Below are 25733 nucleotides of genomic sequence, written 5' to 3' on the forward strand. Positions count from 1 at the left end.
GGGTGGGGCCCAAAAATCAAACGTCTATTGCAAAGGCACCCATGTGAGGCGGCGCCGGGGGTAGGGATGGTGCCTCACATGGGGATGGGTGAAACCTTATCTGGTGATCCTGATCTGCTGCGGCAAGTCCATGCCTTGCGCGTCGAGCCAGGACACCTGGACCTTGATGCCGGCCTTGAGAGCCGGAACCTTCATGTCGACCGGCAGTTGATAGCCGGCATTGGTCTGGAGCACGTTCGTGGCGATCGCGGGAGCCGCGCCATCCGTCGTCGTTGCCGAGCTGTAAGTCGCTGTGGCGAAGAGGGCGGCGGCGGCAAAGGGTGCCAGCAGAACGCGCATCTTTTATCTCCTAAACTGAAAACCCAGTGCTTGTCGGTTTCCGGTTCGTCGGGGACGTCTAGGCATGTCGCGTCGCGAAGCACATTTGTTCGCCGGCTTGTCTCGTCCCGTGAGAAGGAAGCTATTGCGCCGCACACCAACAATCAAATTACAAAAAAATAATGTTTGACTTACAAACCATGCCGCAAATGCGCCACCAAAAGGGATGAACGCGCGCCCTCCTGTTCGGGGTCGATGGCCGCGCGAGATTTTGTCGCGTCCTTTTCGAAGGGAGGCTTACAATCTGCAAGCCTTTGCTTTTCCACTGTTTTTCTTGCACGGCGAAGCTGCATTCATGGCCACTTCTCATACACATATAAGATGCAGAATGGGCGTGAAGATTCTGTTTTTCCCGATGACCGGATCGCTTTCCAGGACGGTTTGCGGACATTAACGGAGCCTATGCGTTCACGGTCTTGTGATCGGAAAGGTTGCGTTTCGCGGCTGTTCGGACGGGCTGTGAATAGCGGGCGTGTTGAAAGGCTTGCCGTGGCAATGCGTGGCGTTCCTGCTTATAAGGGGGCGAGCCAGAGGTAATCATGCGATTTTCCAATACGTTTCTCGACGAGATTCGCGACCGCGTTCCCATTTCGGACGTGATCGGTCGTCGTGTGACTTGGGATCGCCGCAAGACCAATGTGCCGCGTGGTGACTATTGGGCCTGCTGCCCGTTTCACGGCGAGAAATCGCCGAGTTTTCACTGCGAAGATCGCAAGGGCCGTTATCATTGCTTCGGCTGCGGCGTCACAGGCGACCATTTCCGTTTCCTGACGGAGCTGGAGGGCTTGAGCTTTCCGGAAGCCGTGCAGCAGATCGCCGATATGGCGGGCGTTGCCATGCCGGTTGCCGATCCGATGGAGGCGAAGCGCGAGAAGGAACGCACCTCGCTGCTCGACGTCATGGAGATGGCGACACAGTTCTTCCAGGATCAGCTCCAGACGGCGACCGGCGCCAAGGCGCGTGCCTATCTGCGCGACCGTGGCCTGACGGGCCGGACCATCGAGACCTTCCGCCTCGGTTATTCGCCGGACAGCCGCAACGCGCTGAAGGAGTTTCTGGCCGGCAAGGGCATTGCCAAGGAGCAGATCGAAGCCTGCGGCCTCGTGGTGTACGGCCCGGATATTCCGGTGTCCTACGACCGGTTCCGCGACCGCATCATGTTCCCGATCCTGTCGTCCCGGGAAAAGGTGATCGCTTTCGGCGGCCGCGCCATGTCGTCGGACGCGCCGGCGAAATATCTCAATTCCAACGAGACCGAGCTCTTTCACAAGGGCAATGTGCTTTATAATTTCACCCGCGCGCGCCGTGCCGCGCAGGGGAGCGATGGCGCCGGCACCATCATTGCTGTCGAAGGCTATATGGACGTCATCGCCCTCCATCAGGCTGGTGTCGAGAATGCCGTCGCGCCGCTTGGAACCGCGCTGACCGAGAACCAGCTCGAATTGCTCTGGAAGATGACGCCGCAGCCCGTGCTTTGCTTCGACGGCGACGGTGCCGGCATTCGGGCAGCCAATCGTGCCGCCGATCTGTCGCTGCCGCATATCAAGCCCGGCCGCACTGTCCGTTTCGCCCTCCTGCCGGATGGCAAGGATCCGGATGATCTCGTCCGCCACGATGGCCGCGCGCCCTTCGACAAGGTGCTGGCGCAGGCAAAGCCGCTGGCGGAGATGATCTGGACCCGCGAGGTCAACAGCGGCAAGTTCGACACGCCCGAGGCGCGCGCCGAGCTGGAGGCGCGGCTCAGGCAGATGGTGTCGGTCATCTCGGACGAAGATGTGCGTCGTCACTATCAGCAGGACATGCGCGACCGGTTGAACGGTCTCTTCCAGCCGCAGTTCCGGCGTGGCGGCAATCCGCAGGGGCGCGGCTTTTCCCGCGACGGCGGTGGCCGCTCCTTCGGCGGTCGTGGCGGGCAGGGGCAGGATGGGGCGGCGGGCAGCGTCAGGCCGTCGGATCGTCTGACGCGATCGGGCATGATCAAGGGGCATCTGGAGGTTCCGGGCCTTCGCGAAAGCGTGCTGGCGGTGACCATCGTCAATCATCCGTTGCTGTTGCAGGACGAATATGACGAGATCGCCGCGATCGACTATGAGAGCCGCGAGTTGCAGCGCCTCTGGTCCGCCCTGCTCGGCGCGGCGGCGACCATGACGGGACCGCAGCTCACGCGGGAGCGGCTGCTCGAGGTGCTGGAGGAGCAGGGTTTCGGGGCATTGCTGAAGGGCCTCGACCAGCAGGTGCGCAACGCCCGCCTCTGGACCGCGACCGAAGAGGCGGCCATGGAGGATGCGCGCGAGGGCTATCGTCAGGCGCTGGCGCTGCACAAGCGCTCGAAGGCGCTGCGCTGGCACAAGATCGAACTGGAGCGCGCCATCGCCGAGGCGACCGAGGACGGCGACGGGGAGCTCATCGAGCAACTGATGCGCGCTCTGCAGGAAGTGCAGCTCGAAGCATTGCGGCTGGAAAACCAGGAAGCGATCATCGACGGTTTCGGCGTGCTGTCCGGCCGTATCAAGGGACCCGCGGGGAAATAGGAATAGATGTCTCAGCCGGATAGACAGGAGCCGCGGTTTTCCGCCGACAACGCGCTGTTTGCGGATCGTGGCCCATCCGCGCCGCTCGACGTTCTCAAGCGCGTCTACGGCTATTCCGCCTTTCGCGGCAAGCAGCAGCAGGTAGTGGAGCATGTGGTCGGTGGCGGCGATGCGGTCGTGCTGTTTCCGACCGGGGCGGGCAAATCGCTGTGCTTCCAGATTCCGGCGCTTTGCCGCGACGGCGTCGGCATCGTCGTCTCGCCGCTGATCGCGCTGATGCGCGACCAGGTCGAGGCGATGAAGCAGCTTGGCATCCGGGCGGCGGCCTTGAATTCGTCGCTGTCGCGCGAGGAGGCGAGCGATGTCTATCGCGCCGTCTCCGGCGGTACGCTGGATATGCTCTATGTCACGCCGGAGCGCCTCCTGACCGATGGCTTCCAGCAGATGATCGCCAGGGCGAGGATTGCCCTGTTTGCGATTGACGAGGCCCATTGCGTCTCGCAATGGGGGCATGATTTTCGGCCGGAATATCGCGATCTCGGCAAGCTTGCGGAACTCTTTCCCGATGTGCCGCGCATCGCGCTGACGGCGACGGCCGATCCGCATACGCGCGACGATATTATCGAGCGGCTGGCGCTCGACAATGCCAAGGTCTTCACCACCAGCTTCGACCGGCCGAACATCGCCTATGAAATCGTCGAGCGCGATCAGCCACGCCAGCAATTGCTGCGCTTTCTCGATGGCCATCGCGGCGATAGCGGCATCGTCTATTGTCTGTCGCGGGCCAAGGTCGAGGAAACGGCTGAATGGCTGAATGGCCAAGGCATTCGCGCGCTTGCCTATCATGCCGGCATGGACCGTGCCGTCCGCGACGCCAATCAGGATGCCTTTCTCAAAGAGGAGGATCTCTGCCTGGTGGCGACGGTCGCCTTCGGCATGGGCATCGACAAGCCGAATGTGCGCTATGTCGCGCATCTCGACCTGCCGGGCTCGGTGGAGGCCTATTATCAGGAGACGGGCCGCGCCGGGCGCGACGGCCTGCCCTCCGAAGTCTGGATGGCCTACGGCATGGCCGATGTCATCCAGCGCGGGCGAATGATCGACGAGGGCAATGCGGCGCCGGAGATCAAGCGTGTCGAGCGTGCGAAGCTCAATGCGCTGCTTGCCATCTGCGAGACGGCCGGCTGCCGGCGGCAGGCCATTCTCGCGCATTTCGGCGAGGCGCATGGCGGCGGCTGCGGCAATTGCGATACCTGCCTGAAGCCTGTGGAGACCTGGGACGGCACGGAGGCGGCGATCAAGGCGCTCGCCGCCGTCTATCGCACCGGCGAGCGTTTCGGCACCGGCCATGTCATCGATGTGCTGATGGGCACGGTCAACGAGAAGACGGAACGTTTCGGCCATGTGAACATGCCAGTCTTCGGCGCCGGCAAGGATATTCCCGCCCGCACTTGGCAGTCGGTTTTCCGGCAGTTGCTGGCGAACGGTTTCATCAGCGTCGATCATGCGGCCTTTGGGGCGATGAAGCTCGAGCCGGAGGCGAAGGCGGTGTTCAAGCGCGAGCGTCAGGTTTTCTTCCGCAAGGATCGGCCGGAAGCAAGGCGCGGGGCGAAGAAGGCGGCGCGCATCGAAAAGCGGCAGTCGAGCCTGTCGGGCGAGGCCCAGCCCCTGTTCGAGGCACTGAGAAGCGAGCGCGCCAGGCTCGCCAAGGCGCTGGGCGTGCCGCCCTATGTGGTGTTCCCGGACACGACCCTGATCGCCTTTGCAACGGAACGGCCGACGAGCCGGGATGCGCTGCTCGGCATTTCCGGCGTCGGACAGGCGAAGCTGGAGCGCTACGGCGATGCATTTCTGAAGGTGATCGAAGAGTTCACCGATCGGTGACGCGCTTGCCGGATGTGCTCACATCCTCGCAGTCATGCCCCCATCGACGGTCAGGACATGGCCGTTGACGAAGGATGCGGCGTCGCTGGCGAGGAACAGCGCGGCGCCGGCGATCTCGTCCGGCCGTCCCCAGCGCTGGATCGGAATGCGCTGGCGCACCACCGGCATGAGTTCCGCATTCGCTACCATCGCGGCATTCGTTTCCGTCGCGAACCATCCCGGCGCGATGGCATTGCTGGTGATGCCGTGGGGACCGAACTCGACCGCCATGCCGCGCACGAGGCCGGTCAGTCCCTGTTTCGCCGCCGGATAGACGCAGTCGCCGGGCATGGTGACACGACCGCTGATCGAGGTAACGGAGATCAGCCGCCCATGATTGTGCCGTTTCATCAGGCGGGCTGCATCGCGCGAAAGCATGATCGAGGCGGCCAGATCCGTATTGAGCAAAGCGAGGATCGCCTCGTCCTCGAAGTCGGCCAGGGGGCGCCTGTCGCGGGCGCCGACGTTGTTGATCAGGATGTCCAGGCGGCCATGCCGTCTCTCGATATCAGCCATCGTCGCGCTCCGTGCCTCGCGATCGGCGACATCGAAGGCGGCGGCTTCGGCCGAGCCGTCTGCCGCGCGGATGGCATTCACGGCGCTGTCCAGTGTCGCGGCGGTCCGTCCATTGATGATGACGTGGGCTCCCGCCTCGGCAAGCGCCTTGGCCATTTCGAACCCCAGGCCGCGTCCACCGCCGGTAACGAGCGCCACCCGGCCCGCGAGGGAGAATCTGTGGACTATGTTCATGGTTCTCCCCTGTTCTGAGATCGAAATCGATCTGCAATCATTTAGTGGACTCAGTCAAGTAATTTTTGCAATGGCGACAAAGGGGCTGAGGTTGAAAACCTGCCTGCGGTCCACACGATTCGACAGATAATGTCAGGCGGTCCGCTGTATCGTGCCGCTGCCATGAGGTTACACATTTGCCGCGGCCGGATGCAGCAAGAGGCCGGAACCTGTGTTATTTCTTGGTTCGTTAGGGCTCCGTGATCAGCATCGGAATGTGACCATGACATCTGCATTCATATCCCATCTACGGACTGAGCTTGCCGGATTGAAGGAGGCGGGGCTCTATAAATCCGAGCGTGTCATCACCTCGAAGCAGGCCGGAGAGATCGCGGTTGCGAGCGGCGAACGCGTATTGAACTTCTGCGCCAACAATTATCTCGGGCTGGCTGATAACGAGGAACTGGCCGAGGCGGCGAAGACGGCACTCGATCGTTACGGCTATGGCATGGCCTCGGTGCGTTTCATCTGTGGCACCCAGGAGGAGCACAAGCAGCTCGAGGCGCGGATATCAGCCTTTCTCGGCATGGAGGACACCATCCTCTATTCCTCCTGCTTCGACGCCAATGGCGGGCTGTTCGAGACCCTGTTGTCGGAGGAGGACGCGATCATCTCCGATGCGCTGAACCATGCATCGATCATCGACGGCGTGCGTCTCTCCAAGGCCAAGCGCTTCCGCTATGCCAACAATGATATGGCGGCGTTGGAGGAGGAGCTGAAGAAGGCGGAAGGCAGCCGCTTCAAGCTCATCGCCACCGACGGCGTCTTCTCCATGGATGGCATCATCGCCAATCTCGGCGGCGTCTGCGATCTCGCCGAGAAATATGGTGCCATGGTCATGGTCGATGACAGCCATGCTGTCGGCTTCGTCGGCGATCACGGTCGCGGTTCGGCGGAACATTGCGGTGTCGAGGGCCGGGTCGACATCATCACCGGCACACTCGGCAAGGCGCTTGGCGGCGCGTCGGGTGGCTATACCTCCGCTAAAACCGAGATCGTCGATTGGCTGCGGCAGCGCTCGCGCCCCTATCTTTTCTCCAATACGCTGGCGCCGGTCATCGCGGCCGCATCGCTCAAGGTCTTCGATCTGATCGAGAACGGCGATGCCCTGCGCAACCGGCTTCGCGGCAATGCCGAGCTCTTCCGCAGCGAAATGACCAAGCTTGGCTTCACGCTTGCCGGCGCCGATCATCCAATCATCCCTGTCATGCTCGGCGATGCCAAGCTGGCGCAGGAAATGGCGGCGCTGATGCTGAAAAAGGGCGTCTACGTCATCGGCTTCTCCTTCCCGGTCGTGCCGAAGGGACAGGCGCGCATCCGCACGCAGATGTCGGCGGCCCATTCAAGGGCCGACGTCGAGCGGGCGATCAGCGCTTTCGCCGAAGCGGGACGGGAACTCGGAATCATTTGAATCGGATGGAGACGACGGCTCATGTCGAACATGATGAAGGCGCTGGTCAAATCGAAGCCGGAAGTCGGGCTCTGGATGGAAAACGTGCCGGTTCCCGAAGTCGGGCCGAACGATGTGCTGATCCGGGTCCGGAAATCGGCGATCTGCGGCACGGATGTGCATATCTGGAACTGGGATCAATGGGCGCAGAAGACCATTCCGGTGCCGATGGTCGTCGGCCATGAATTCTGCGGCGAGATCGCCGAAATCGGTTCGGCGGTGACGAAATATCATGTCGGCGAGCGTGTCTCCGGCGAGGGGCATATCGTTTGCGGCAAGTGTCGCAACTGCCGGGCGGGCAGGGGCCATCTCTGCCGCAACACGCTCGGCGTCGGTGTCAACCGCCCCGGCTCCTTCGGCGAATTCGTCTGCATTCCCGAATCCAACGTCGTGCCGATCCCCGACGATATTCCGGACGAGGTGGCGGCGATCTTCGATCCGTTCGGCAACGCGGTGCACACCGCGCTGTCCTTCGATCTGGTGGGCGAGGACGTGCTGGTCACCGGCGCCGGGCCGATCGGCATCATGGGCGCCATGGTCGCCAAGCGCTCCGGCGCGCGCAAGGTCGTCATCACCGATATCAATCCGAACCGGCTGGCGCTCGCCCGCAAGCTCGGCATCGAGCATGTCGTCGATGCCTCGAAGGAAAATCTCGCCGATGTCATGACGTCCATCGGGATGACGGAAGGCTTCGACGTCGGCCTTGAAATGTCGGGTGCGGCACCGGCCTTCCGCGATATGATCGACAAGATGAACAATGGCGGCAAGATCGCCATTCTCGGCATCGCGCCGGCGGGCTTCGAGATCGACTGGAACAAGGTGATCTTCAAGATGCTGAACCTGAAGGGCATCTATGGCCGCGAGATGTTCGAGACCTGGTACAAGATGATCGCCTTCGTCCAGGGCGGGCTCGACGTCTCGCCCGTCATCACGCACCGCATCGGCATCGACGATTTTCGCGACGGGTTCGAAGCGATGCGATCCGGCAATTCCGGCAAGGTGGTGATGGACTGGATGTGAGCCGGTTGTGGCTTAATCGCATCAAGAACGCTTGCAGATTGCGGAAATACAGCCGTTTCACGGAACTGCTCTTGTCAACGCAAAGGGACTTCCTATCTACGGGGAGCAATCGTTCACGGCGTCCAGAGCCTGTGGATAAGGCTTTTTCTGGAATTTAACGAGCTTTTTTGCTGGAAAAGCTTGACGAGAACAAAAATTGTAGGAATCACCGTTTGTCTTCGGAGAGAACGGTAAACTGGATCAGGCGGATCATATATACCATGGCCGGAAATCCAAACGCAATCCAGCTTTGCTGTCCGGTGCCGGTGATCGTGGTTAATCAGGCATTAAAGGTCAACCCGTTAGGTCTTTATCGGTGATTCGGGGCTGGCGCGCGGCGCGCCGGGCCAGAGCGGTCATTCACCGCGTGTAAGTTTTGAGCGTCAGGGAAAGCGACGATATAGAGATGGCAACCAAGGTCAAAGAGAACGAAGAAGCTGAAGTCGAACGCGACGGCACCTCGGACGGCCCGCTTCTCGATCTTTCCGACGACGCGGTCAAGAAGATGATCAAGGCCGCGAAGAAGCGCGGCTACGTGACGATGGACGAGCTCAATGCCGTTCTTCCGTCCGAAGAAGTGACGTCCGAGCAGATCGAAGACACGATGGCGATGCTCTCCGATATGGGCATCAACGTCATCGAGGACGAAGACGTCGAAGAGGCGGGCGCGGCAGGCGGCGGTGACGACGACGATGCCGGCGGCGACGAAGACGGCGAGGGTGGCGAGCTTGCGCCTTCCACCGGTTCGGCGCTTGCGACCGCCAAGAAGAAAGAACCGACCGACCGTACCGACGATCCGGTGCGCATGTATCTGCGCGAGATGGGTTCCGTCGAGCTTCTGTCGCGCGAAGGTGAAATCGCGATTGCCAAGCGCATTGAGGCTGGCCGCGAGACCATGATCGGCGGCCTCTGCGAAAGCCCGCTGACGTTCCAGGCGCTGATCATCTGGCGCGACGAACTCAACGAAGGCACGACGCTGCTGCGCGAGATCATCGATCTCGAAACCACCTATTCCGGCCCCGAGGCCAAGGCGGCGCCGCAGTTCCAGAGCCCGGAAAAGATCGAAGCGGACCGCAAGGCCGCCGAAGAGAAGGAAAAGGCCCGTCGCGGCCGTTCTTCCGGTGACGACGACATTACCGATGTCGGCGGCGAAGGCATGCCCATCGAGGAGGAAGAAGAGGACGAGGACGAATCCAGCCTCTCGCTCGCCGCGATGGAAGCCGAGCTTCGCCCGCAGGTGATGACGACACTCGATACCATCGCCGAGACCTACAAGAAGCTGCGCAAGCTGCAGGATCAGCAGGTCGAGCAGCGCCTGTCGGCATCCGGCACCCTGTCGTCGGCGCAGGAGCGCCGCTACAAGGAGCTGAAGGACGAGCTGGTCAAGTCGGTCAAGTCGCTGTCGCTGAACCAGAACCGCATCGACGCTCTCGTCGAGCAGCTCTACGACATCAACAAGCGCCTCGTGCAGAACGAGGGCCGGTTGCTGCGCCTTGCCGAATCCTACGGCGTCAAGCGCGATAGCTTCCTGGAACAGTATCAGGGCGCCGAGCTCGACCCGAACTGGATGAAGTCGATCGGCAATCTGGCCGCGCGCGGCTGGAAGGAATTCGCCAAGAGCGAAAACACCACGATCCGCGACATCCGCCAGGAAATTCAGAACCTTGCGACCGAAACCGGCATTTCGATCTCGGAATTCCGCCGCATCGTTCACATGGTGCAGAAGGGTGAGCGCGAAGCGCGCATCGCCAAGAAGGAAATGGTCGAAGCCAACCTGCGCCTCGTCATCTCCATCGCCAAGAAATACACCAATCGCGGTCTGCAGTTCCTCGACCTCATTCAGGAAGGCAATATCGGCCTGATGAAGGCGGTCGATAAGTTCGAATATCGCCGCGGCTACAAGTTCTCGACCTATGCGACCTGGTGGATCAGGCAGGCGATCACCCGCTCGATCGCCGATCAGGCCCGTACGATCCGTATCCCGGTTCACATGATCGAGACGATCAACAAGATCGTCCGCACGTCGCGCCAGATGCTGCACGAAATCGGCCGCGAGCCGACGCCGGAAGAGCTGGCCGAAAAGCTCGCCATGCCGCTCGAAAAGGTGCGCAAGGTGCTGAAGATCGCCAAGGAGCCGATCTCGCTTGAAACGCCTGTCGGTGACGAAGAAGATTCGCATCTCGGCGACTTCATCGAGGACAAGAACGCGCTTCTGCCGATCGACGCCGCTATCCAGGCGAACCTGCGCGAAACGACGACCCGCGTGCTGGCCTCGCTGACGCCGCGCGAAGAACGCGTGCTGCGCATGCGCTTCGGTATCGGCATGAACACGGACCACACGCTGGAAGAAGTCGGCCAGCAGTTCTCGGTTACCCGCGAGCGTATTCGCCAGATCGAAGCCAAGGCGCTGCGCAAGCTGAAGCATCCGAGCCGTAGCCGCAAGCTGCGCTCGTTCCTCGACAGCTAAGCGGCCCCTGCCGTTGTGCAATTAAAACCCGGTTCGCGAAAGCGAGCCGGGTTTTTCTATAGATGGCAGCTTGCCAGATAGGTCATGACCATGACGAATGCTCCGCCCGATCCCATCGAAACGCTGCTGTCGGCTCGATTGCGTGACCTGTTGGCCGGTTATCATTGGATATCCGATGTACTCGGCCGTTCCTCGGCAAGCGTTTTTCGCCTGGAAGCGGACGGTCGGCCGCCTCTCTATCTCAAGAGTGAAATCGTCAGTCCGTTCAGCGAGTTGGATGGCGAGGTTGAAAGGCTGCATTGGCTTGCTGCGCAAGGGTTTCTTTGTCCGAAGCTGATCGCGCATGAGATCGGCGGCGGCCGTGGATGGTTGCTGATGACGGCGCTCGAGGGAGTCGACCTTGCCAGTGCCGCCCCGCTTTTGCCTCTGGATCGCGTGCGCATGCTGGCGCAGGCACTGCGGACGCTGCACGGCATCGATATCGCGGCCTGCCCCTTCGATCATCGGCTGGAAGTCAGGATCGAGGCCGCGAAAGCTCGTGTGCTTGCTGGCCTTGTCGACGAGACCGATTTCGATGAGGCGCGCCTGGGACAGTCGGCGAGGACGCTTTTCAGGGAGCTCGTAGAGCGTAGGCCGGCGGGGGACGATGTCGTCGTCACCCATGGCGATGCATGCCTGCCGAACTTCATCGCCGCTGGCGATCGCTTCGCTGGCTATATCGATTGCGGCCGTCTGGGTGTCGCCGATCGTTATCAGGATATTGCACTGGCCTGCGGCAGCATTGGGTATAATTTTGGTGAAGCGCTGGTTCCGCCCTTTCTGGAGGCCTATGGGATCTCCGAGGTGGATGTGGAGAAAATGGACTATTATCAGCTGTTGGACGAGTTCTTTTAGCTGTAGGCGCATTGGCGCGGGTGCCAGGCGATCACGCAGGTGTGTTTTTGAACCATTGCGGATCGCATGGAGGCCTGACAAGTTCGATTCTGATGGCTGCCTCTTTCTTGACGCGCTGTCGGATACCATATGTCAGCGGGCTTGAAAGTCTTCTGATCTGTTTGCCGGTAAGGATCGAATGAATCGATGCGCGACTTCCTCTTGATTGCTTTCTCCTCGCGAGCCATCCGCTGAACGATGGAAAAGGTTGCGGAAAAACGGGATAAGGAAATGAGGCCGGGCTTTGTCCTTTCGATCCTCCTGCATGTCCTGTTTTTCGCTATTTTCCTGCTGCCGCTGCTGCCCGCACCGCCACAGGCAAAGCCCGAGCAGAGCGTCAATGTCGAGCTGGTGCCGCAGCAGGAGGAAAAGCAGGAGCTTGCGACGAAGGAGAACGAGAAGCCCGACCAGCCTCCGAAGCCCACGCCGAAGCCCGATGAGAAGCCGCAGCAGCAGACGGCCGAAGCACAGCAGCAGCCAGAGCAGCCTCAGGGGAAAAAGTCGGACGAACAACCGCCAAAGCAATCCGATCCCGACGGCAAGGAGCAGGCTGAAAAGCCTTCATCAAAACCTGCTGAGACTAAGGCCGATAAGCCCGAAGAACACGCGGAAAAGCCCGCATCCAAACCTGACGATGCCGGCGCCGACAAGCTTGACGACAAAGCGACGCAACAACTTTCCGCTACGGAGACACCACTCCCGGATATGAAAGGCGACGAGAAGGACCCGACGACCACGCAGCAGGCTGAGGCCTTGTCGCAGGCAAACGATACTCCGCAGACACCGCCGAACGATGCTGCCGCGGAAGCGGCAGAAGTCCAGGCTCAAGCGCAGCAAGCTCAACAGCAAGCCGATGCCCAAAGCCAGGAAGCGAATGCGGCCAAGCCGCCGGCAACCGATTCGACCGCCAAAACCTCCTCCTCGGCCCCGGATGTTCTGGCGACCAATGAACCTTCGGATTCGCAGGTGCAGCAGCCGCAGGCGCAATCGGCCGATCAGAATGATCTGCAGGCGCAAGCTGCCGTACAGGCGCCGCCATCCGATCCGCAGGAGCAAAATCCGGCTAACCGGACAAAGGATGAGGCAAAGGTTGAGCCGCAGATTGTCGTTCCGTTGGTCAAGCCATCTCCGACAGAGCAGGCTTCGCAAAGCCAGTCGGCTTCGAGCAGTCAGGGCGGTCAGACAGGCGGTACTGCCTTAGTCACCGAGCCGCAACCACCCAAATCACTTGTGCCGAAAAGAGCTATTGAAGCCAAGAAGCTCTATTCAGGTGCCGAGATGGCACGTCTTTCGAAGAGCGACTATGATGCTTGGAAGAAGCTGCCGCGACGTGATCGGGTGCGTTATCTTTGCAACTCTGAGGAGAAGTTGCAGTTTAGCCACGATCTTGGTGCAGTAGGCTTTAATAACTCTGCGCTATCGTCCGCTATGCTTTCTGATATCAGCTTGTTTGGGGATGGGGTTGCGGTTGATACGCCCAGCGGCTGGCAAAGGGTGGCATTCACCTGCCAAGTGGATAGCGACGCGCTGAAAGTTGTCGCCTTTTCCTATACCGTCAGAGGACATGTTGCCCCAAGCCAGATGGATAGATCACGTTTTCTCGGAAATTGACCTTGAATGGCCACATCCGGCATCCACCTGAAACAATAGTTTATTTCAGCCCAATCGAAATTCCGCCCATTTCATCATACAATTGCCTGCAAGCCTCCCGATTCATTTCTCCTCCCTTTGCAGCGCACATTCCGATGACGACGATCACAGCCGATTCCAATTCCTTGGCCGCTGGCCATTCCACGCTTCGCGGTGTCCTTGTGGCATTCGCCTCCTATGCCGTCTTCGCTTTCAGCGATGCGTCGATCAAGATGCTGCATGGGACGTTGCCGTCCTATCAGGTAGCCTTTATCGGTGCGCTGTTCGGCCTGGCGGCGATGCCTTTCCTGAAGAAGCGGGGTGATGATTGGCTGGATATGGTGCGGACGTCGAACCGGCCCCTGTGGATGCTGCGGTTTGCCTGTGGCGCCACCGGCGCGATCTGCTCCATCATCGCCTTCACCAAGCTGCCGATGGCGGAGGCCTTCGCGCTGCTGTTCCTGCTGCCGTCCTTCGTCACCATCCTGTCGGTCGTCTTTCTGAAGGAGGATGTTCGCTGGCAGCGCTGGACGGCGGTCATTCTCGGTTTCGTCGGCGTGCTCGTCGTGCTGCGGCCGGGTTTCCGCGAGCTTTCGATCGGTCATCTTTGTGCTGCGATCGGCGGCCTGGCCGCGGCGATCTCGATCGTCGTCAATCGCGGGCTCGGCTCCAAGGAAAAGCGTATTTCGCTTTATGGCGCCGGCCTGTTCGGCACGCTTACCATCAGCGGTCTTCTGATGCTGTCGGAAGCGACCATGCCGGCACAATGGCAATGGGTGTTCCTGGCGGGTTATGGGCTGCTCGGCGCCTGCGGCAGCGTGCTGCTGTTGCTTGCGGCGCAGATGGCGCCGGCCAATCTCGTCGCTCCGCCGCAATACAGCCAGATGATCTGGGCCATCGCGTTCGGCTATCTGCTGTTCAACGATAGTATCGACCTGCCGATGGCCTTCGGTATCGGCCTCATCATCTTCTCGGGTCTGCTGACGCTGGCGCGCGAGCGCAAGCGCGGCACGCCGCTGCCGGCCGCTGTCGCAGCCAGTCCGCAAGCGGCCCTTGCGACGGCAGAGGACGAGAAGGCTGCGGCATCAGGCAGGTGACGCGCAATCCTGGTCGGTCGCGATTGCCTGCCATGGCGCCGCCGCGCTAGTTTCTGGCGCAGCCTTCGGGCCGAGGCTCGATCCATAGGGGAAGCGACGGGTATGAGATCCGGTCAGTTCAGAATGTTCCGCTCCCGCGCCATCGGCATCGAGGCCGTGAGGGCTGAAACGGATTATAGCTTTCCCAAGCATACGCATGATCAATTCGGCATCGGCGTCATTGACGCCGGCGCGCAGGAATCGCTGAGTGGGCGTGGAATGGTGCGCGCCGAGGCTGGAGATGTCATCTGCTTCAACCCAAATGAAGTGCATGACGGCATGCCCATCGGCGAAAGCCGCGCCTGGACGATGCTCCATTTCGATCCGCCGGTGATCGGCGGTCTCTTGAACGATATCGGCGAAGGGAAAGTGGCCGGCGCCGAGTTTCCGTTGCCCGTCATCCGCAATGACCGGATGGCGGCGTGTTTCGCAATGCTGTTCCCGCTTGTAATCGACAATTCAACGCCATGGGATAGGCTGTTCCAGGAGGAACTGCTGTTGTCGCTCGTCGCGGCCGCGATGAGCGAGGGCGTGCCGCCGCCGCGCGATGTTGCCGTTCCCGCCGCCATCGGTCGCGCCCGCGAACTGATCGATGATGATCCCGCGGCATCTTTGACACTTGCCGAACTCGCGGCTGTATGCGGGCTGAGCCACTTCCAGTTCCTGCGTGGATTCAGCAAGGCGATGGGGCTTACGCCCCATGCCTATCTGCTGCAGCGCCGTATCCACGAAGCACGCCGCTTGATTGCGGCGGGCACGTCCCTGGCCGAGGTAGCCTTCGCCAGCGGCTTTGCCGATCAGAGCCACATGACGCGCCATTTCGTTCGCAATTTCGGCATTACGCCAGGCGTCTATGCGGCGGCAGTCTGTTAGACCTCTGCAATTTTGTTCAAGACCGGGACATGATGAAGGGTTTTTCTGCGCCGCCAAGCGTGGCGTACAGAAGGAGAGACCATGTATTTCCGCCATTCAGACGATATGTGGAGCGAATTCCCGGAGCTGGTTCCCGGCGTAGTCTTCGCCGAGGGGATCACGGCGGATATCGATGTCGTCGGCCGGCTCTCCGGTTTCCATGCCATCGCCGAAAAGCGGCTCGAGAAAAGCCCGGAAGGAGAGATGCCGGAAATCCAGGCATGGCGGCGTGTCTTTGCCAAAATGGGATTGAAACCGACGCAATATCGCTGTGCCTCGGAGGCACTGCTTCGCCGTTTCCGCCAGGAAAAATCGTTGCCGCAGCTGCATCCGCTGGTCGATCTTTGCAATGCCGTCTCGATTGCTTTCGCCACGCCGGTTGCCGTTTTCGATCTTGCAAAGATTTCCGGTGATCTGGAGGTTCGCCACGCGACGGGCCGCGAGTCCTATCTGACTTTCGCCGGCGAGACAGAGCATCCCGAGCCGGGCGAAGTCATCTTTGCCGATGGGGCAGGGCGGGCGCATGCGCGGCGCTGGACCAATCGGCAGAGCGGCGTTTCCGCAGTTCGCGGGGATACGCGCTCCGTGCTGATCGTGGCGGAGGCGATGCATCAGGGAGCTGGCGGTGATGTGCCCAGGCTGATCGAAACCATCGCAAGGGAACTTGCGGCGATATGGGCGATCAGCGCCAAAACCGCTTTACTCAGCCGCGCCTCACCACGATTTGATGTCCAGGGCTGAAGCTTTTGGCGGCAAAGTGCCGATGGCGGCAAAAACGCGGTTGACAAGCGCCGCATTCGGGCAGAGCAGGGAAGTCTACTCAATAGCTCATATTTCTCATGAGAATAGTTCCGGGCGCCGGCGCCCGGAATCGAAGAAAGACCCATGGATACCCTGCAAAGCCAAGGCCGAACCAGTGCGCTCGGCCACCCCGGATATCGTTCCTTCGCCGCCTCACGCGTCTTTTCCTCCATCGGTTTCCAGTCGGTCACCGTCGCCATGGGCTGGATGATCTACGATCAGACGCATAGCGCTTTCTATCTTGGTCTCGTCGGCTTCTGCCAGTTCGTGCCGATGGTGTTTCTGACCTTCATCGTCGGTCATGTGGCCGACCGGTTCGATCGCCGCCGCATCGGTCTTGCCTGCCAGCTCATCGAGGGTCTGACGGCGCTGCTGCTGGCTATTGCCGTCTGGCAGCATTGGATCGGTCCTCATGGCATTCTCGCCGCCGTCGCTATCATGGGTGCGGCGACCGCCTTCGAGCGTCCGACCATGGCGGCGCTGCTGCCGAACATCGTGCCGTCTTCGATGCTGCAGGTGGCGATCGCCACGTCCACCTCGATGATGCAGACCGCCTTCATCATCGGCCCGTCGCTCGGCGGCTTGCTTTATGGTCTGAGCCCGATCGCGCCTTTCATCGTCTCCGCGGTTCTCTATGTCATTGCCAGCGTCAACGTCATTTCGATCCGTGTGGAGCGGCAACAGCCTGCCTCGCGCGAACCGGTGACGCTGAGTTCGGTCTTTGCCGGCGTTTCCTTCATCAAGAGCCGGCCGGTAATGATGGGAACGATCTCGCTCGATCTCTTCGCCGTGCTGCTCGGCGGCGCTACGGCGCTGCTGCCCATGTTTGCCCGCGATATCCTGCATGCCGGTCCTTGGGGGCTTGGCCTCTTGCGCGCGGCGCCTGCGATCGGCGCCCTGGTCATGTCGATCTGGCTGGCACGGCACCCGCTGCAGAGCGGCGTCGGCAAGAAGATGCTGTTCGCCGTCTTCATATTCGGCGTGGCCACCATCGTCTTCGCGCTCTCGACCAACATCATCCTTTCGGTCGCGGCGCTGCTGATCATCGGCGCATCGGATACGGTCAGCGTGGTGGTGCGCAGCTCACTGGTGCAGCTCCTGACGCCCGACGCCATGCGCGGCCGCGTCAATGCGGTCAATTCGTTGTTCATCGGCACCTCCAACCAGCTCGGAGAATTCGAATCCGGCATGCTCGCCAGCGCTCTCGGTCCCGTGCTCACTGGCATCGTCGGGGGTGTCGGCACGATTGCGGTTGTGCTGCTCTGGACGCGGATTTTCCCCGATCTGACGAAGGTGAAGACGCTGAAGGGCTAGGGTCTGGCGCGCGACGTGAATGGCTTGATCCATTCACGAGGTATCCAACATGTTTTCCAAGCCGACATCGCGTCGGATATGGCTGCTGGCTCGGCCAATGTTCTGGCGCCGAGGCCGTGCCTGTAAACGGCACCGCGACATCGCCTGAAACAGGTGCCTTATACGATCGCCGAGGCGAAACGTCCGCGTGAACTCATGATAATTTCTCATCTGCCGCATTCCGTTTGATCCGATGATCAACAAGGAGTGCACTTGGAATCCTGTCGTGTATAATGAAGCTTTCGTCGCTCATGCATGAAAGACTTTCATGGGTAAGAGACCGCTTCCTCCGTTGAGTATCTTGCAAGCCTTTTGCGCCATCGTGGAGACGGGCGGTTTTGGACGTGCCGGCGAACGGATGGGATTGACGCAGACTGCGATCAGCCACCAGCTTTCCCAGCTTGAAGGCTGGATCGGCGGCAGGCTTTTCGAACGTGGCCGTTTTGGTGCCCGGCTGACGCCGCTTGGCGCTCGCCTCCATCCGGCTATCGTCGAGACGATCACGCAACTGGAGTCCGCGCTCCATCAGGCGCGAGCGAGCGTATCGGTTCGCGCGCTGACCTTGTCGGTGACGCCGGAATTTTCGAGCCAATGGCTGGCGTCGCGATTGCCGGATTTTTGCCGGCGCCATCCCGACATCGAGTTGAAGATGGCCGTCGGCTACCAACGCCCCGATTTCGGGCCGGCTGGTGTCGATCTTGCAATCTGGCTCGGGCGCGACGAGGCCGGGCTTGTGGTCGAGGAATTGCTGATCGACGAGGAGTTCGTCATCAGCTCGCCCGAACTTTCCCGGCAGCTGCCTGGGCGCAATGCGATCAGGGCGGCTCCTCTGCTGCGCTATGCCGGCATGCGGCATACGGTATTGGATTGGCAGCGCTGGTATGAGCAGGTGACCGTCGGCGGGGAGGACGATCGGGACGGCGACGGTTTCGATATTGGCCATGCGGTGGAAAACGGGCCGTTGTTCGAGACTTTTGCGGATATGCTCCAGGCGTGCCGGGAGGGGCAGGGCTTTGCGCTGGTTCGCAGTTCGCTCGTCAGCAAAGACATTGCGGATGGAAGTCTGCTCCGCTGCTTCATCGAGGTTCAGCCGGCAGCCACCAGCTACAATCTGCTCTATCCACCCAATGCACTGCAAAACCCATCGGCGGCGTTGTTTCGCAACTGGCTGCTATCCCAGGTCAAGGGCGGCCAAGGGCCCGATCGATGATTGCTGTCAATCGCGCAGCCTTATCAGGCCGGCTTCGGTCTCCCTGAAGCCGAGGCTCCGGTAGAAGCCGATAAGATGTGGTTCGAAATCGACATGCAGCCAGGTCGCGCCGCGTTCGCGCGCGATTGCCGTTGCCTGTTCGATCAGCTTCGTTGCTATTCCCCGTCTCTGGAAATCGCGTGCGACACAGGTATCGAGGATGAAAGCATGGATGCCGCCATCCCATGCCACGTTCACGAAGCCCACCAGCCGTTCTCCGGCATAGGCGCAGACATGGGCAAGGCTTCTCGAGAGGACCGGCGAGAAGTCGCGTGGCGTCGGTTCATTCCAGGCCGAGGCCCACAAGTCGTTGAGTGCTTCGTTTCCAGGATGGGGATCGATCCTGACATCGATCGTCATGGCCGTCTCCCGCCGCTTGCTCATCTTGCTGCAATATCAAGTCTAGCTGCATCATCCATCCGTTGCGAGCACCCAAAAGTGCATGATCTGTCGGATCGCGCTATCATCGATCGTCCTTTGCGCGTGCAACCGGAACAGAGGAGACCGATATGTCCTATGTCGATGGCTTTATTCTTGCCGTGCCCAAAGACAGGTTCGAAAGCTACAAGGAACTGGCGCGCAAAGCGGCCGAGGTCTGGAAGGATCACGGCGCGCTGAGCTATGTGGAGGCGATCGGGGACGACGTGCCCTATGGAGAGCTGACCTCCTTTCCCCGCGCCGTGCTGGCCAAGGACGACGAATTCGTGATCTTTTCCTGGATCACCTATGAAACCCGCCAGCATCGCGACGCCGTTCTGGAAAAGGTCATGGCCGATCCCCGCCTGAAGGACGACATGGAGAACATGCCCTTCGACGGAAAGCGCCTGATCTATGGCGGCTTCGAGATCTTCCTGCAGGCCTAGTCCGACGGCGGCCGGACTTGACTTTCCGACCGCCTCGGCTGACCTGATGCGCATCATCGCGCTGCTATTGTCCTAGGGAGCCATCATGCCTCAGACCGTCATCACGCTCTCCACCCATGGCCAGGGGCTCTACGAATTCACGAAGCAGGCGCAGGATTTCGTTCGGGCGGCGGTGGGATCGGGTGCGGGCGAGGGGCTTTTGACCGTCTTCGTCCGCCACACGTCCTGTTCCCTGCTCATCCAGGAGAATGCCGATCCGGATGTGAAAACCGATCTCAATGCGTTTTTCCGCCGCCTCGTGCCGCCGTCTTCCGATCCGTCGATGCGATGGATCGTGCACACGACCGAGGGGCCGGACGACATGCCGGCGCATATCAAGGCGGCGCTGACGCAGGTATCGATCGGCATTCCCGTCATGCGCGGTCGTCTAGCGCTTGGCACCTGGCAGGGCATCTATCTCTTCGAGCACCGCGACCGGCCGCACCGGCGCGATATCGTCCTGCATCTTTCCGCCTGAGCCTCCGCGAGCTTGGGCGAACTCCTGTTAACCGTCCTGAATACCTTGTGAATGGCTGGTTCGCGTCCGGTTCAGTTTGGCCGGCCTAACGTATCGCCAATCCCAAGGCGCCGGTTCGTTCGTCGAACCGCAGATCGGGATCGCTTACAATTCAAGGACTGAAGGAGAAACACCTATGATCAATCTTTTCGTGAAGGCAGGTATTGCCGCTCTGATCGCGCTTGGTGCCGTTTCCGCCACGGCTGCGACCGCATCGGCGAACGAATTCGCAGCCAATGTTCACCAGGTCCGCTACGATCATCATCGCGCCCGTGCATGCTCGCCGACCGGTGCCGTGCAGAAGGCGCGCGCCATGGGCCTGCGTCGCGCCCATATCGTCAATATCACGCCGCGCCGTGTCGTCGTCGACGGCCTTAGCCGTCGCGGCCCGGAGCGCATCGTTTTCGCCAATGTACCGGGTTGCCCGCTGATCCGTCGCTAAGGTCCAGGAGCGATGGATAGTCTCAGGTAGGAGGCGAAACGACGTCTCATCCGTGCAATTCCATGCCTGATGAAGTTGCCCTCGTGAAAGGGGCGATCTTTTATTTTCTGTTGCCCGTCGAAGCTGTCTCTGGCATCGGTTTTGCCGTCGTTGTACCTGAATGAGACGTGAACCGTTGATTCTGGACTTGTTCAGCGTCGCGCCGATACTTCTCTCGCACTCGCTCAGGAGATGCGGCAAGTCTATGAGAGAGATGCCTTTCACTTCTTGGAGGACACCAATGAGAAAAATGCTGGCAAAGTTGGGGGTTGCGGCCGCCATCGCTGTCACGGCCCTGTCGGGCACGGCGGATTACGCTTCCGCCCAGGGCGTGGATATCTATGTCGGTCCCGGCCGGCATCGGCCGCCACCGCCGGACTATTACGAGCCGCCGCCGCGCTTCGACCGCCGCCGCGGCTGCGATCCCCGGCAAGCCGTGGATGTCGCCCGCAGCTACGGCTTGCGCCGCGCCCGCGTGGTCGACGTGACGCCGCGCCGCGTTATCGTCGATGGCTTCGGCCGTCGTGGCCCGAACACGATGGTGTTCGCCAATGTTCGTGGTTGCCCGCTGCTGGGTCGCTGATAAAATCCATGGACGCAGGTTGCGTCCATGGTCGCTTTCGCTTATCGGCGGGGGCCGCGAAACCGCCCTTTGCTCGATCCTATCGGATCAGAGCGAAGGGCGGTTTTGTTTTGCGGCTAGAGCGGGTCAGTGTTTCACGACAGCATTGAACCACTCTATCTTTTTGTTTTGACGCAATTTCAGACGGAAAACCGCAGCGCAGTTTTCCTGGAATTGCTCTACTGCTGGATCGCGTAGGTGATGCTGACCGAGGCGTTATACGTGTTTTCGCCGCTTGCCACCGGAACGGCCTTGTCGGCGGCCATCGCCATGGATTGACGCGCATAAGGCTGCGGCGGCATGACGACGGCGCCGTCATGGATCGAAATGATGTGGCCGAGCTTGACGCCGGCGGCTTCGCTCAGCGTCTTCGCCTTGGCCGCGGCATCGGCGACCGCGTTCTTGCGGGCCTCCTGGAGCACGGTATCCGGCTTGTCATTGGTGAACTGGATATCGCCGCCCTGATTGATGCCGAGCTTGACCACCTGATCGAGCAGGCTGCCGAGCTTGGAAAGATCGCGAACGCGGACCGTAAGGCCATTCGTGACCTGATAGCCGGTCAATGTCGGCGGTTGCGGCTGGCCGCTCTTGTCGTTCGGATAGACATATTGCGGCTGGATCGAAAAGCCCGAGGTCTGCAGGTCACGCTCGGCAATGCCGCTGTCCTTCAGCGTCGCGAGCACCGCACCCATCGCCTTGTTGTTCTGGTCGAGCGCGTCCTGGGCGGCCTTTTCCTGCTTGACGACCGAGAGGGTCACGATCGCCATGTCCGGTGCGACTGATGAATGTCCCTCGCCAGTGACTGTGATGATCGCGTCCCGCGGCTTTGCTTCCTGGGCCAGAGCCGGGATGGCCGGAGCGAGGAGCGTCGTACCCAAAAGAGCGGCGAAAGCAAAATCTCTGGTTTTCATCAGCGGCATGGTTCGTTCCTTGGTTGGTATTTCCTCTATATTCGCTTTTGCGGATTGATTGTGAAGGTATTGCGGCAGTCCCTTGTGGGAAAAGACGAATTGGGCTAGAGCCAATTCGGCGCCAGGGGAGCCATTGCCCCGACGCCGCACGTGCGACGACCTGTCATCGTGCCGGGCCTGTAGCTCAATGGTTAGAGCCGGCGGCTCATAACCGCTTGGTTGGGGGTTCGAGTCCCTCCGGGCCCACCACATTATTTTTTCTCAATGACTTATAGAGCGGTTAGCCGCTAGGGTTAGCGGAAGATTTTGTTTCGGCCCTCGGGGCGCGGTGATGTCAATTAGAGACAATGGAAAGGGCGTCGATGGCCAGCGGTCTTGAACATGGTGGTTCGACTTTGTCGCTTGATGGGGCGTTCTTCGAGCTGCTTACCGATAGTTTTCGGCGGATCGTCGGGACGCCGCTTGTCGAGCCGGGGCAGGGGCCGGATTGGCTCTATCATGATGCCCCTTTCGTGGTGGTTGCGCATAATACGGATGCTGATCCGCGGTTCGTCTATTCCAACAGGGCCGGTCAGGCTTGTTTCGAATATCCGTGGGATGAATTTGTGACGCTACCGTCGCGTCTTTCGGCGGAGCTTCCCAATCGCGCGGAACGCCAGATATTGCTGGATGCGGTAACGCGGGACGGTTTTATCTCCGGCTATCGTGGGCTGCGGATCGCAAAGTCCGGGCGGCGCTTCTGGATCGAAGATGGTATCGTCTGGCAGCTCATCGACCGTGACGGAAATCGGCGTGGGCAGGCGGCGACGTTTTCGACGTGGCAAGACGTTTAAAGCGCGTCGCGATCTTTCAGATCGTTACCCGCGCTTTAGGTCTTTGATGTCGGGCATGCCGTGCTCGTAAAACCGCTGGACACTTTTGCGCGACATGCTTTCAACAGGCTGAGCGGGCGGAGGCTTCTTGTTCATCGGTCGGCTGGAGCTGCGACATGAGACCCAACCTCGCGGCTATTGGCATCTGACGCTGGTCAGAGGAAGCCGTCCGGGCCAGCTTATGCCATCAGCTCCAATCTGTCCTCTCGCTTGATCCGGCGCAATCTGTCGTAATCTCTCTCCTTGGATTGTTCGAGTTCATAGGCAAACAATTCCGCGGCATCACGGCCGGCCGTAGTCCGATCGTCTTCGATCACGGCGGCGATGCGACGGAACAGTTCGGCTTCGAAGCTTCCTGCCTGGGCAAGCGGGTTTGGTCTCGCCAGGCGGGCGCCGCCATCCAGCCGAATGGTGGAGACATAAAACTCGCCCTCGTAGTCGGCGCCTGCCGAGGTCAATTCGGCCCTGCCATAGAGCAGCAAACCGGTTTCCCAGCGGTCACAGAGATTGATGGTGAGTTCGTCGAACGAATAGTCGCAGGAGAAGGCGTCGTGGTCCATCGTCAGGCCGCCGTCCGTGGCGTTGAATCTGGCGACTGAATCGTGTCTTCGACGAACCCTGCCGCGAGAACGCGGGCGAACCGGCCTTGCCGATGTTCCGTTGTCGAGGGGAGGTGGGGCCGGACGTCGCGGCAATCACGGCTTCCGGCAATAGCCAAACTATCGCGCCTTGCAGGCATGAATTGCACGCTTCCTTTCCTTGCCCCTCGGGGCAAACTACAGTTTCCCGATCGTCGATCTGGTTTCGCTGACTTCGTGCAAGATCTCCACCTTGCGCGGGCTCATTCCATCTCGGCGATTGGCTCGCGAGAAATAAGGTCTCACATGACATGATATGTGTCAACATTAATTATGTTTATTGTCGCCAGAGCCAACACTGATAGTGTTTTCTTCCGTTGCGGCGTGCCGCGTCCCGTGTCCGGCACCGGCCGGCGAAGGCTTAGAATGTCGAGGTTCTGGAAGGTGGTAGCGGCGGGCTATTTCCGCGCAATATGTCCGCAGATGCGGCCTATGATGGTGAGTCGCTCCAGCTCCACCGTAAAGGTTTCGAGCGCCGGGTTGTCGGAAATGATCTTGACCTGGCTGGGCTGGGTGAAGGGAACGCGTTGCAGGCGCTTGATCTGCGGCTCGGAATAGCCGTCGCTGATGGCGTAGACCGTATCGGTCGACATCAGGTTCTGCGAGAGGTCGACGATGACGCGGTCGCCGGGCAGGTAGGTTGGCTGCATGGAATCGCCGATCACTTCCATGATAATGGTGTGGCTGGGCGATGCCTTCGCTTCATTGCGTAGATAGCCTGCGGGAATCAGCCATTCCGCGACGATCTTGTGTCCGGCGACATTGCCGGCGCCGACGGGGAGGTTAATGACTTCGCCGATAATGCCGCTGCCGGCCCCGAGCTTGACGTCGACTTCGGGCATCGCGCCTTCGATTTTCGGCTGCCAGTGTTCGCGGCTATAGCTGAGCTCCTCGTCCCCCTCGGCAAATCCGATGTTGTCCTGCTCGTCGGGATCGAAAGAGGTGACCATGCGCGATCCCGGACGCTCCACCTTGCGGGGGCCTTCGCCCGTCAGCAGGTAGCCGGCGGTGGTGCCGAACTTTTTGGCATAGCGATCGGCAATGTCCGGGCCGAATTCGTTCTGGCCGTTTTCGTGGGCTCGATAGGTCGAGAGCCCGATGCCGAGCGCCTCCGCTGCCTTCGTTGCCGAGGAATAGTTTGCGGCCTCGCGTGCCGCCTTCAGTCGTTCGCCCATGGATTTCCGCATGACCAGACACTCGCAAAATAATTAACATAAATCATGTTGACATCCGCATTAATAGCAACATAATTTGTGTTTATCAAGATGTCGATGATGGAGTTCATCACGACATGCCGAAGCGAAGAGCGTTCGGCAAAAATAGTTTGGGGAGTAATCGCATGACGTCGATGAGAAAAGGCAGGACAGCAGGGGGCGGATCGCTTCACTTCGATTTCTTTTGGGGATGCCCCGATTGTCGCCGAGCCTTGTCGATCGCCGAGGTGATCGAGCGGCATTGCGAAGCTTGCAGCAGTCATGTGGAGCCGGCGCAAATGCATGATCGCGCTTCGATCGAGGGCGAGCACGGCGGGGAAAAAGCGGCATGAGCGAGATCATTCAAGGCTTCCTCGCCTGCGTCGCGGCTGCATCGTTCTTCGCCTGTGTGCTTGCGGCCCTGCAGCGGATCGTTTCGCCGTTGACCTTCGATGACGACGATGAAATCGGCGGGGCGCCGGAAGGCGATCTGATCCATTTCCCGATGGTTCAGGACGGTTCTCGGCGAGAGAGCAAGCCATGATCGCATTGTTCATCTGATCGCGGAGCATGCATGCGGCTCCGCCTGGCGTCTTGCTCGGGCGAACCGGCACGCGTTTCAACCACTTACGACAATCAATCGAAAAAGCTGGCCGGGGTGGCCAGAGGAGGTTTCCATGAATGAATTTCAGATCGGAACGGAGCCGGTTGCCGGCGGTCATCTCGGATGGATACGCAAGGTTCACCGTTCTACCAACGAAGTCCTCAAGGACGCGCGTGGCGAGCCGATCGTCTTTTCCACGCAGGATGCAGCCAAGGCCGCCGCCGGCGAGGCGATGGTTGCTTATCTCAACACGCCGATGCTGCGCGACGGAGCCCGGGTGGAGGCGATATCGAAGGCGGAAGCGCTATTCAAGCCGAAGCACGCTTTTTCCGGCTCGGATCATAAGGGCGAGCGGGTCGCGTGATCGGAGCGATGTGGTTGAT

26 protein-coding genes and 1 tRNA gene are annotated in these 25733 nt (G+C 60.5%); 20 read left to right on the forward strand and 7 right to left on the reverse strand.

Features of this window, described 5'->3' with window-relative positions; all coding sequences use genetic code 11:
- Nucleotides 1–96 precede the first annotated feature (96 nt).
- Nucleotides 97–339, reverse strand: coding sequence for a hypothetical protein (locus FHX11_RS01050; protein WP_184354176.1), 243 nt, complete (start codon nt 337–339; stop codon nt 97–99).
- Nucleotides 340–917: 578 nt separating this feature from the next.
- On the opposite strand from FHX11_RS01050, the gene dnaG reads away from it, so the two are divergent.
- Together dnaG and recQ are read left to right on the forward strand one after the other, a co-directional pair.
- The gene (gene dnaG / locus FHX11_RS01055; RefSeq protein WP_184354178.1) at nt 918–2909 is read left to right on the forward strand and encodes a DNA primase; all 1992 of its coding nucleotides are present in this window, start codon (nt 918–920) and stop codon (nt 2907–2909) included.
- 6 nt (nt 2910–2915) lie between these two features.
- Nucleotides 2916–4793 (forward strand): DNA helicase RecQ, encoded by a 1878-nt coding sequence (gene recQ / locus FHX11_RS01060; RefSeq protein ID WP_184354180.1) that lies wholly within the window; start codon nt 2916–2918, stop codon nt 4791–4793.
- A gap of 18 nt (nt 4794–4811) precedes the next feature.
- Here the strand turns inward: recQ and FHX11_RS01065 are convergent, their stop codons facing one another.
- Nucleotides 4812–5582, reverse strand: a complete 771-nt coding sequence (locus FHX11_RS01065) for an SDR family oxidoreductase (protein WP_184354182.1) — start codon at nt 5580–5582, stop codon at nt 4812–4814.
- A 262-nt stretch (nt 5583–5844) separates the two neighbouring features.
- Between FHX11_RS01065 and FHX11_RS01070 the strand changes: the two genes are divergently transcribed.
- The 10 genes from FHX11_RS01070 (at nt 5845) to FHX11_RS01115 (ending at nt 18571) form a co-directional block, all read left to right on the forward strand.
- Nucleotides 5845–7032: a glycine C-acetyltransferase gene (locus FHX11_RS01070; RefSeq protein WP_184354184.1), complete on the forward strand. Its 1188-nt coding sequence runs from the start codon at nt 5845–5847 to the stop codon at nt 7030–7032.
- A gap of 21 nt (nt 7033–7053) precedes the next feature.
- Nucleotides 7054–8091, forward strand: a complete 1038-nt coding sequence (gene tdh / locus FHX11_RS01075; RefSeq protein WP_184354187.1) for an L-threonine 3-dehydrogenase — start codon at nt 7054–7056, stop codon at nt 8089–8091.
- A 445-nt stretch (nt 8092–8536) separates the two neighbouring features.
- The gene (gene rpoD, locus FHX11_RS01080; protein WP_184354189.1) at nt 8537–10597 is read left to right on the forward strand and encodes an RNA polymerase sigma factor RpoD; all 2061 of its coding nucleotides are present in this window, start codon (nt 8537–8539) and stop codon (nt 10595–10597) included.
- Between the two features lie 90 nt (nt 10598–10687).
- Nucleotides 10688–11491: an APH(3') family aminoglycoside O-phosphotransferase gene (locus FHX11_RS01085; protein WP_184355745.1), complete on the forward strand. Its 804-nt coding sequence runs from the start codon at nt 10688–10690 to the stop codon at nt 11489–11491.
- A 237-nt stretch (nt 11492–11728) separates the two neighbouring features.
- A complete protein-coding gene (locus tag FHX11_RS01090) occupies nt 11729–13141 on the forward strand; it encodes a DUF930 domain-containing protein (RefSeq protein ID WP_184354191.1) in 1413 nt (470 codons plus the stop codon).
- Between the two features lie 134 nt (nt 13142–13275).
- A complete protein-coding gene (locus tag FHX11_RS01095; RefSeq protein WP_184354193.1) occupies nt 13276–14256 on the forward strand; it encodes a DMT family transporter in 981 nt (326 codons plus the stop codon).
- A gap of 102 nt (nt 14257–14358) precedes the next feature.
- Nucleotides 14359–15168 (forward strand): AraC family transcriptional regulator, encoded by an 810-nt coding sequence (locus FHX11_RS01100; protein ID WP_184354195.1) that lies wholly within the window; start codon nt 14359–14361, stop codon nt 15166–15168.
- An 81-nt stretch (nt 15169–15249) separates the two neighbouring features.
- Nucleotides 15250–15948: a phenylalanine--tRNA ligase beta subunit-related protein gene (locus FHX11_RS01105; protein WP_184354197.1), complete on the forward strand. Its 699-nt coding sequence runs from the start codon at nt 15250–15252 to the stop codon at nt 15946–15948.
- A gap of 144 nt (nt 15949–16092) precedes the next feature.
- The gene (locus tag FHX11_RS01110) at nt 16093–17322 is read left to right on the forward strand and encodes an MFS transporter (RefSeq protein ID WP_184354199.1); all 1230 of its coding nucleotides are present in this window, start codon (nt 16093–16095) and stop codon (nt 17320–17322) included.
- Between the two features lie 331 nt (nt 17323–17653).
- Nucleotides 17654–18571 (forward strand): LysR substrate-binding domain-containing protein, encoded by a 918-nt coding sequence (locus tag FHX11_RS01115; RefSeq protein WP_246780864.1) that lies wholly within the window; start codon nt 17654–17656, stop codon nt 18569–18571.
- 6 nt (nt 18572–18577) lie between these two features.
- Here the strand turns inward: FHX11_RS01115 and FHX11_RS01120 are convergent, their stop codons facing one another.
- On the reverse strand, nt 18578–18970 hold the full coding sequence (locus FHX11_RS01120) for a GNAT family N-acetyltransferase (protein ID WP_184354202.1): 393 nt from the start codon (nt 18968–18970) through the stop codon (nt 18578–18580).
- A gap of 149 nt (nt 18971–19119) precedes the next feature.
- Between FHX11_RS01120 and FHX11_RS01125 the strand changes: the two genes are divergently transcribed.
- The 4 genes from FHX11_RS01125 (at nt 19120) to FHX11_RS01140 (ending at nt 21093) form a co-directional block, all read left to right on the forward strand.
- Complete coding sequence (locus FHX11_RS01125) at nt 19120–19473, forward strand: DUF1428 family protein (RefSeq protein ID WP_184354204.1); 354 nt, start codon at nt 19120–19122, stop codon at nt 19471–19473.
- 85 nt (nt 19474–19558) lie between these two features.
- Entirely contained in the window at nt 19559–19990 is a 432-nt protein-coding gene (locus tag FHX11_RS01130; protein WP_184354206.1) for a secondary thiamine-phosphate synthase enzyme YjbQ, read from the forward strand.
- 175 nt (nt 19991–20165) lie between these two features.
- On the forward strand, nt 20166–20471 hold the full coding sequence (locus tag FHX11_RS01135) for a hypothetical protein (protein ID WP_184354208.1): 306 nt from the start codon (nt 20166–20168) through the stop codon (nt 20469–20471).
- A 280-nt stretch (nt 20472–20751) separates the two neighbouring features.
- A complete protein-coding gene (locus tag FHX11_RS01140; RefSeq protein WP_184354210.1) occupies nt 20752–21093 on the forward strand; it encodes a hypothetical protein in 342 nt (113 codons plus the stop codon).
- A 218-nt stretch (nt 21094–21311) separates the two neighbouring features.
- On the opposite strand, the gene FHX11_RS01145 is transcribed toward FHX11_RS01140, so the two are convergent.
- Nucleotides 21312–22052 (reverse strand): SIMPL domain-containing protein, encoded by a 741-nt coding sequence (locus FHX11_RS01145; protein WP_184354212.1) that lies wholly within the window; start codon nt 22050–22052, stop codon nt 21312–21314.
- 164 nt (nt 22053–22216) lie between these two features.
- Here FHX11_RS01145 and FHX11_RS01150 point away from each other — a divergent pair.
- Nucleotides 22217–22292 (forward strand) — tRNA-Ile (locus FHX11_RS01150).
- 113 nt (nt 22293–22405) lie between these two features.
- Nucleotides 22406–22876, forward strand: coding sequence for an MEKHLA domain-containing protein (locus tag FHX11_RS01155; protein WP_184354214.1), 471 nt, complete (start codon nt 22406–22408; stop codon nt 22874–22876).
- A gap of 218 nt (nt 22877–23094) precedes the next feature.
- Here the strand turns inward: FHX11_RS01155 and FHX11_RS01160 are convergent, their stop codons facing one another.
- The 3 genes from FHX11_RS01160 to FHX11_RS01170 all read right to left on the reverse strand — a co-directional run bounded on the left by FHX11_RS01160 (nt 23095) and on the right by FHX11_RS01170 (nt 25030).
- Nucleotides 23095–23475, reverse strand: coding sequence for a hypothetical protein (locus tag FHX11_RS01160; RefSeq protein ID WP_184354216.1), 381 nt, complete (start codon nt 23473–23475; stop codon nt 23095–23097).
- Between the two features lie 476 nt (nt 23476–23951).
- A complete protein-coding gene (locus tag FHX11_RS01165; protein ID WP_184354218.1) occupies nt 23952–24740 on the reverse strand; it encodes a LexA family transcriptional regulator in 789 nt (262 codons plus the stop codon).
- A complete protein-coding gene (locus FHX11_RS01170; protein WP_184355841.1) occupies nt 24713–25030 on the reverse strand; it encodes a hypothetical protein in 318 nt (105 codons plus the stop codon). The genes FHX11_RS01165 and FHX11_RS01170 overlap by 28 nt, the downstream gene beginning before the upstream one ends.
- A 65-nt stretch (nt 25031–25095) precedes the next feature.
- Here FHX11_RS01170 and FHX11_RS01175 point away from each other — a divergent pair, with 65 nt between their 5' ends.
- Together FHX11_RS01175 and FHX11_RS01180 are read left to right on the forward strand one after the other, a co-directional pair.
- The gene (locus FHX11_RS01175; protein ID WP_184354220.1) at nt 25096–25290 is read left to right on the forward strand and encodes a hypothetical protein; all 195 of its coding nucleotides are present in this window, start codon (nt 25096–25098) and stop codon (nt 25288–25290) included.
- A gap of 133 nt (nt 25291–25423) precedes the next feature.
- A complete protein-coding gene (locus FHX11_RS01180; protein WP_184354222.1) occupies nt 25424–25714 on the forward strand; it encodes a hypothetical protein in 291 nt (96 codons plus the stop codon).
- The last annotated feature ends 19 nt before the right edge of the window (nt 25715–25733 follow it).

The sequence above is a fragment of the Rhizobium sp. BK602 genome (assembly GCF_014195095.1).
Classification (GTDB): Bacteria; Pseudomonadota; Alphaproteobacteria; order Rhizobiales; family Rhizobiaceae; genus Rhizobium.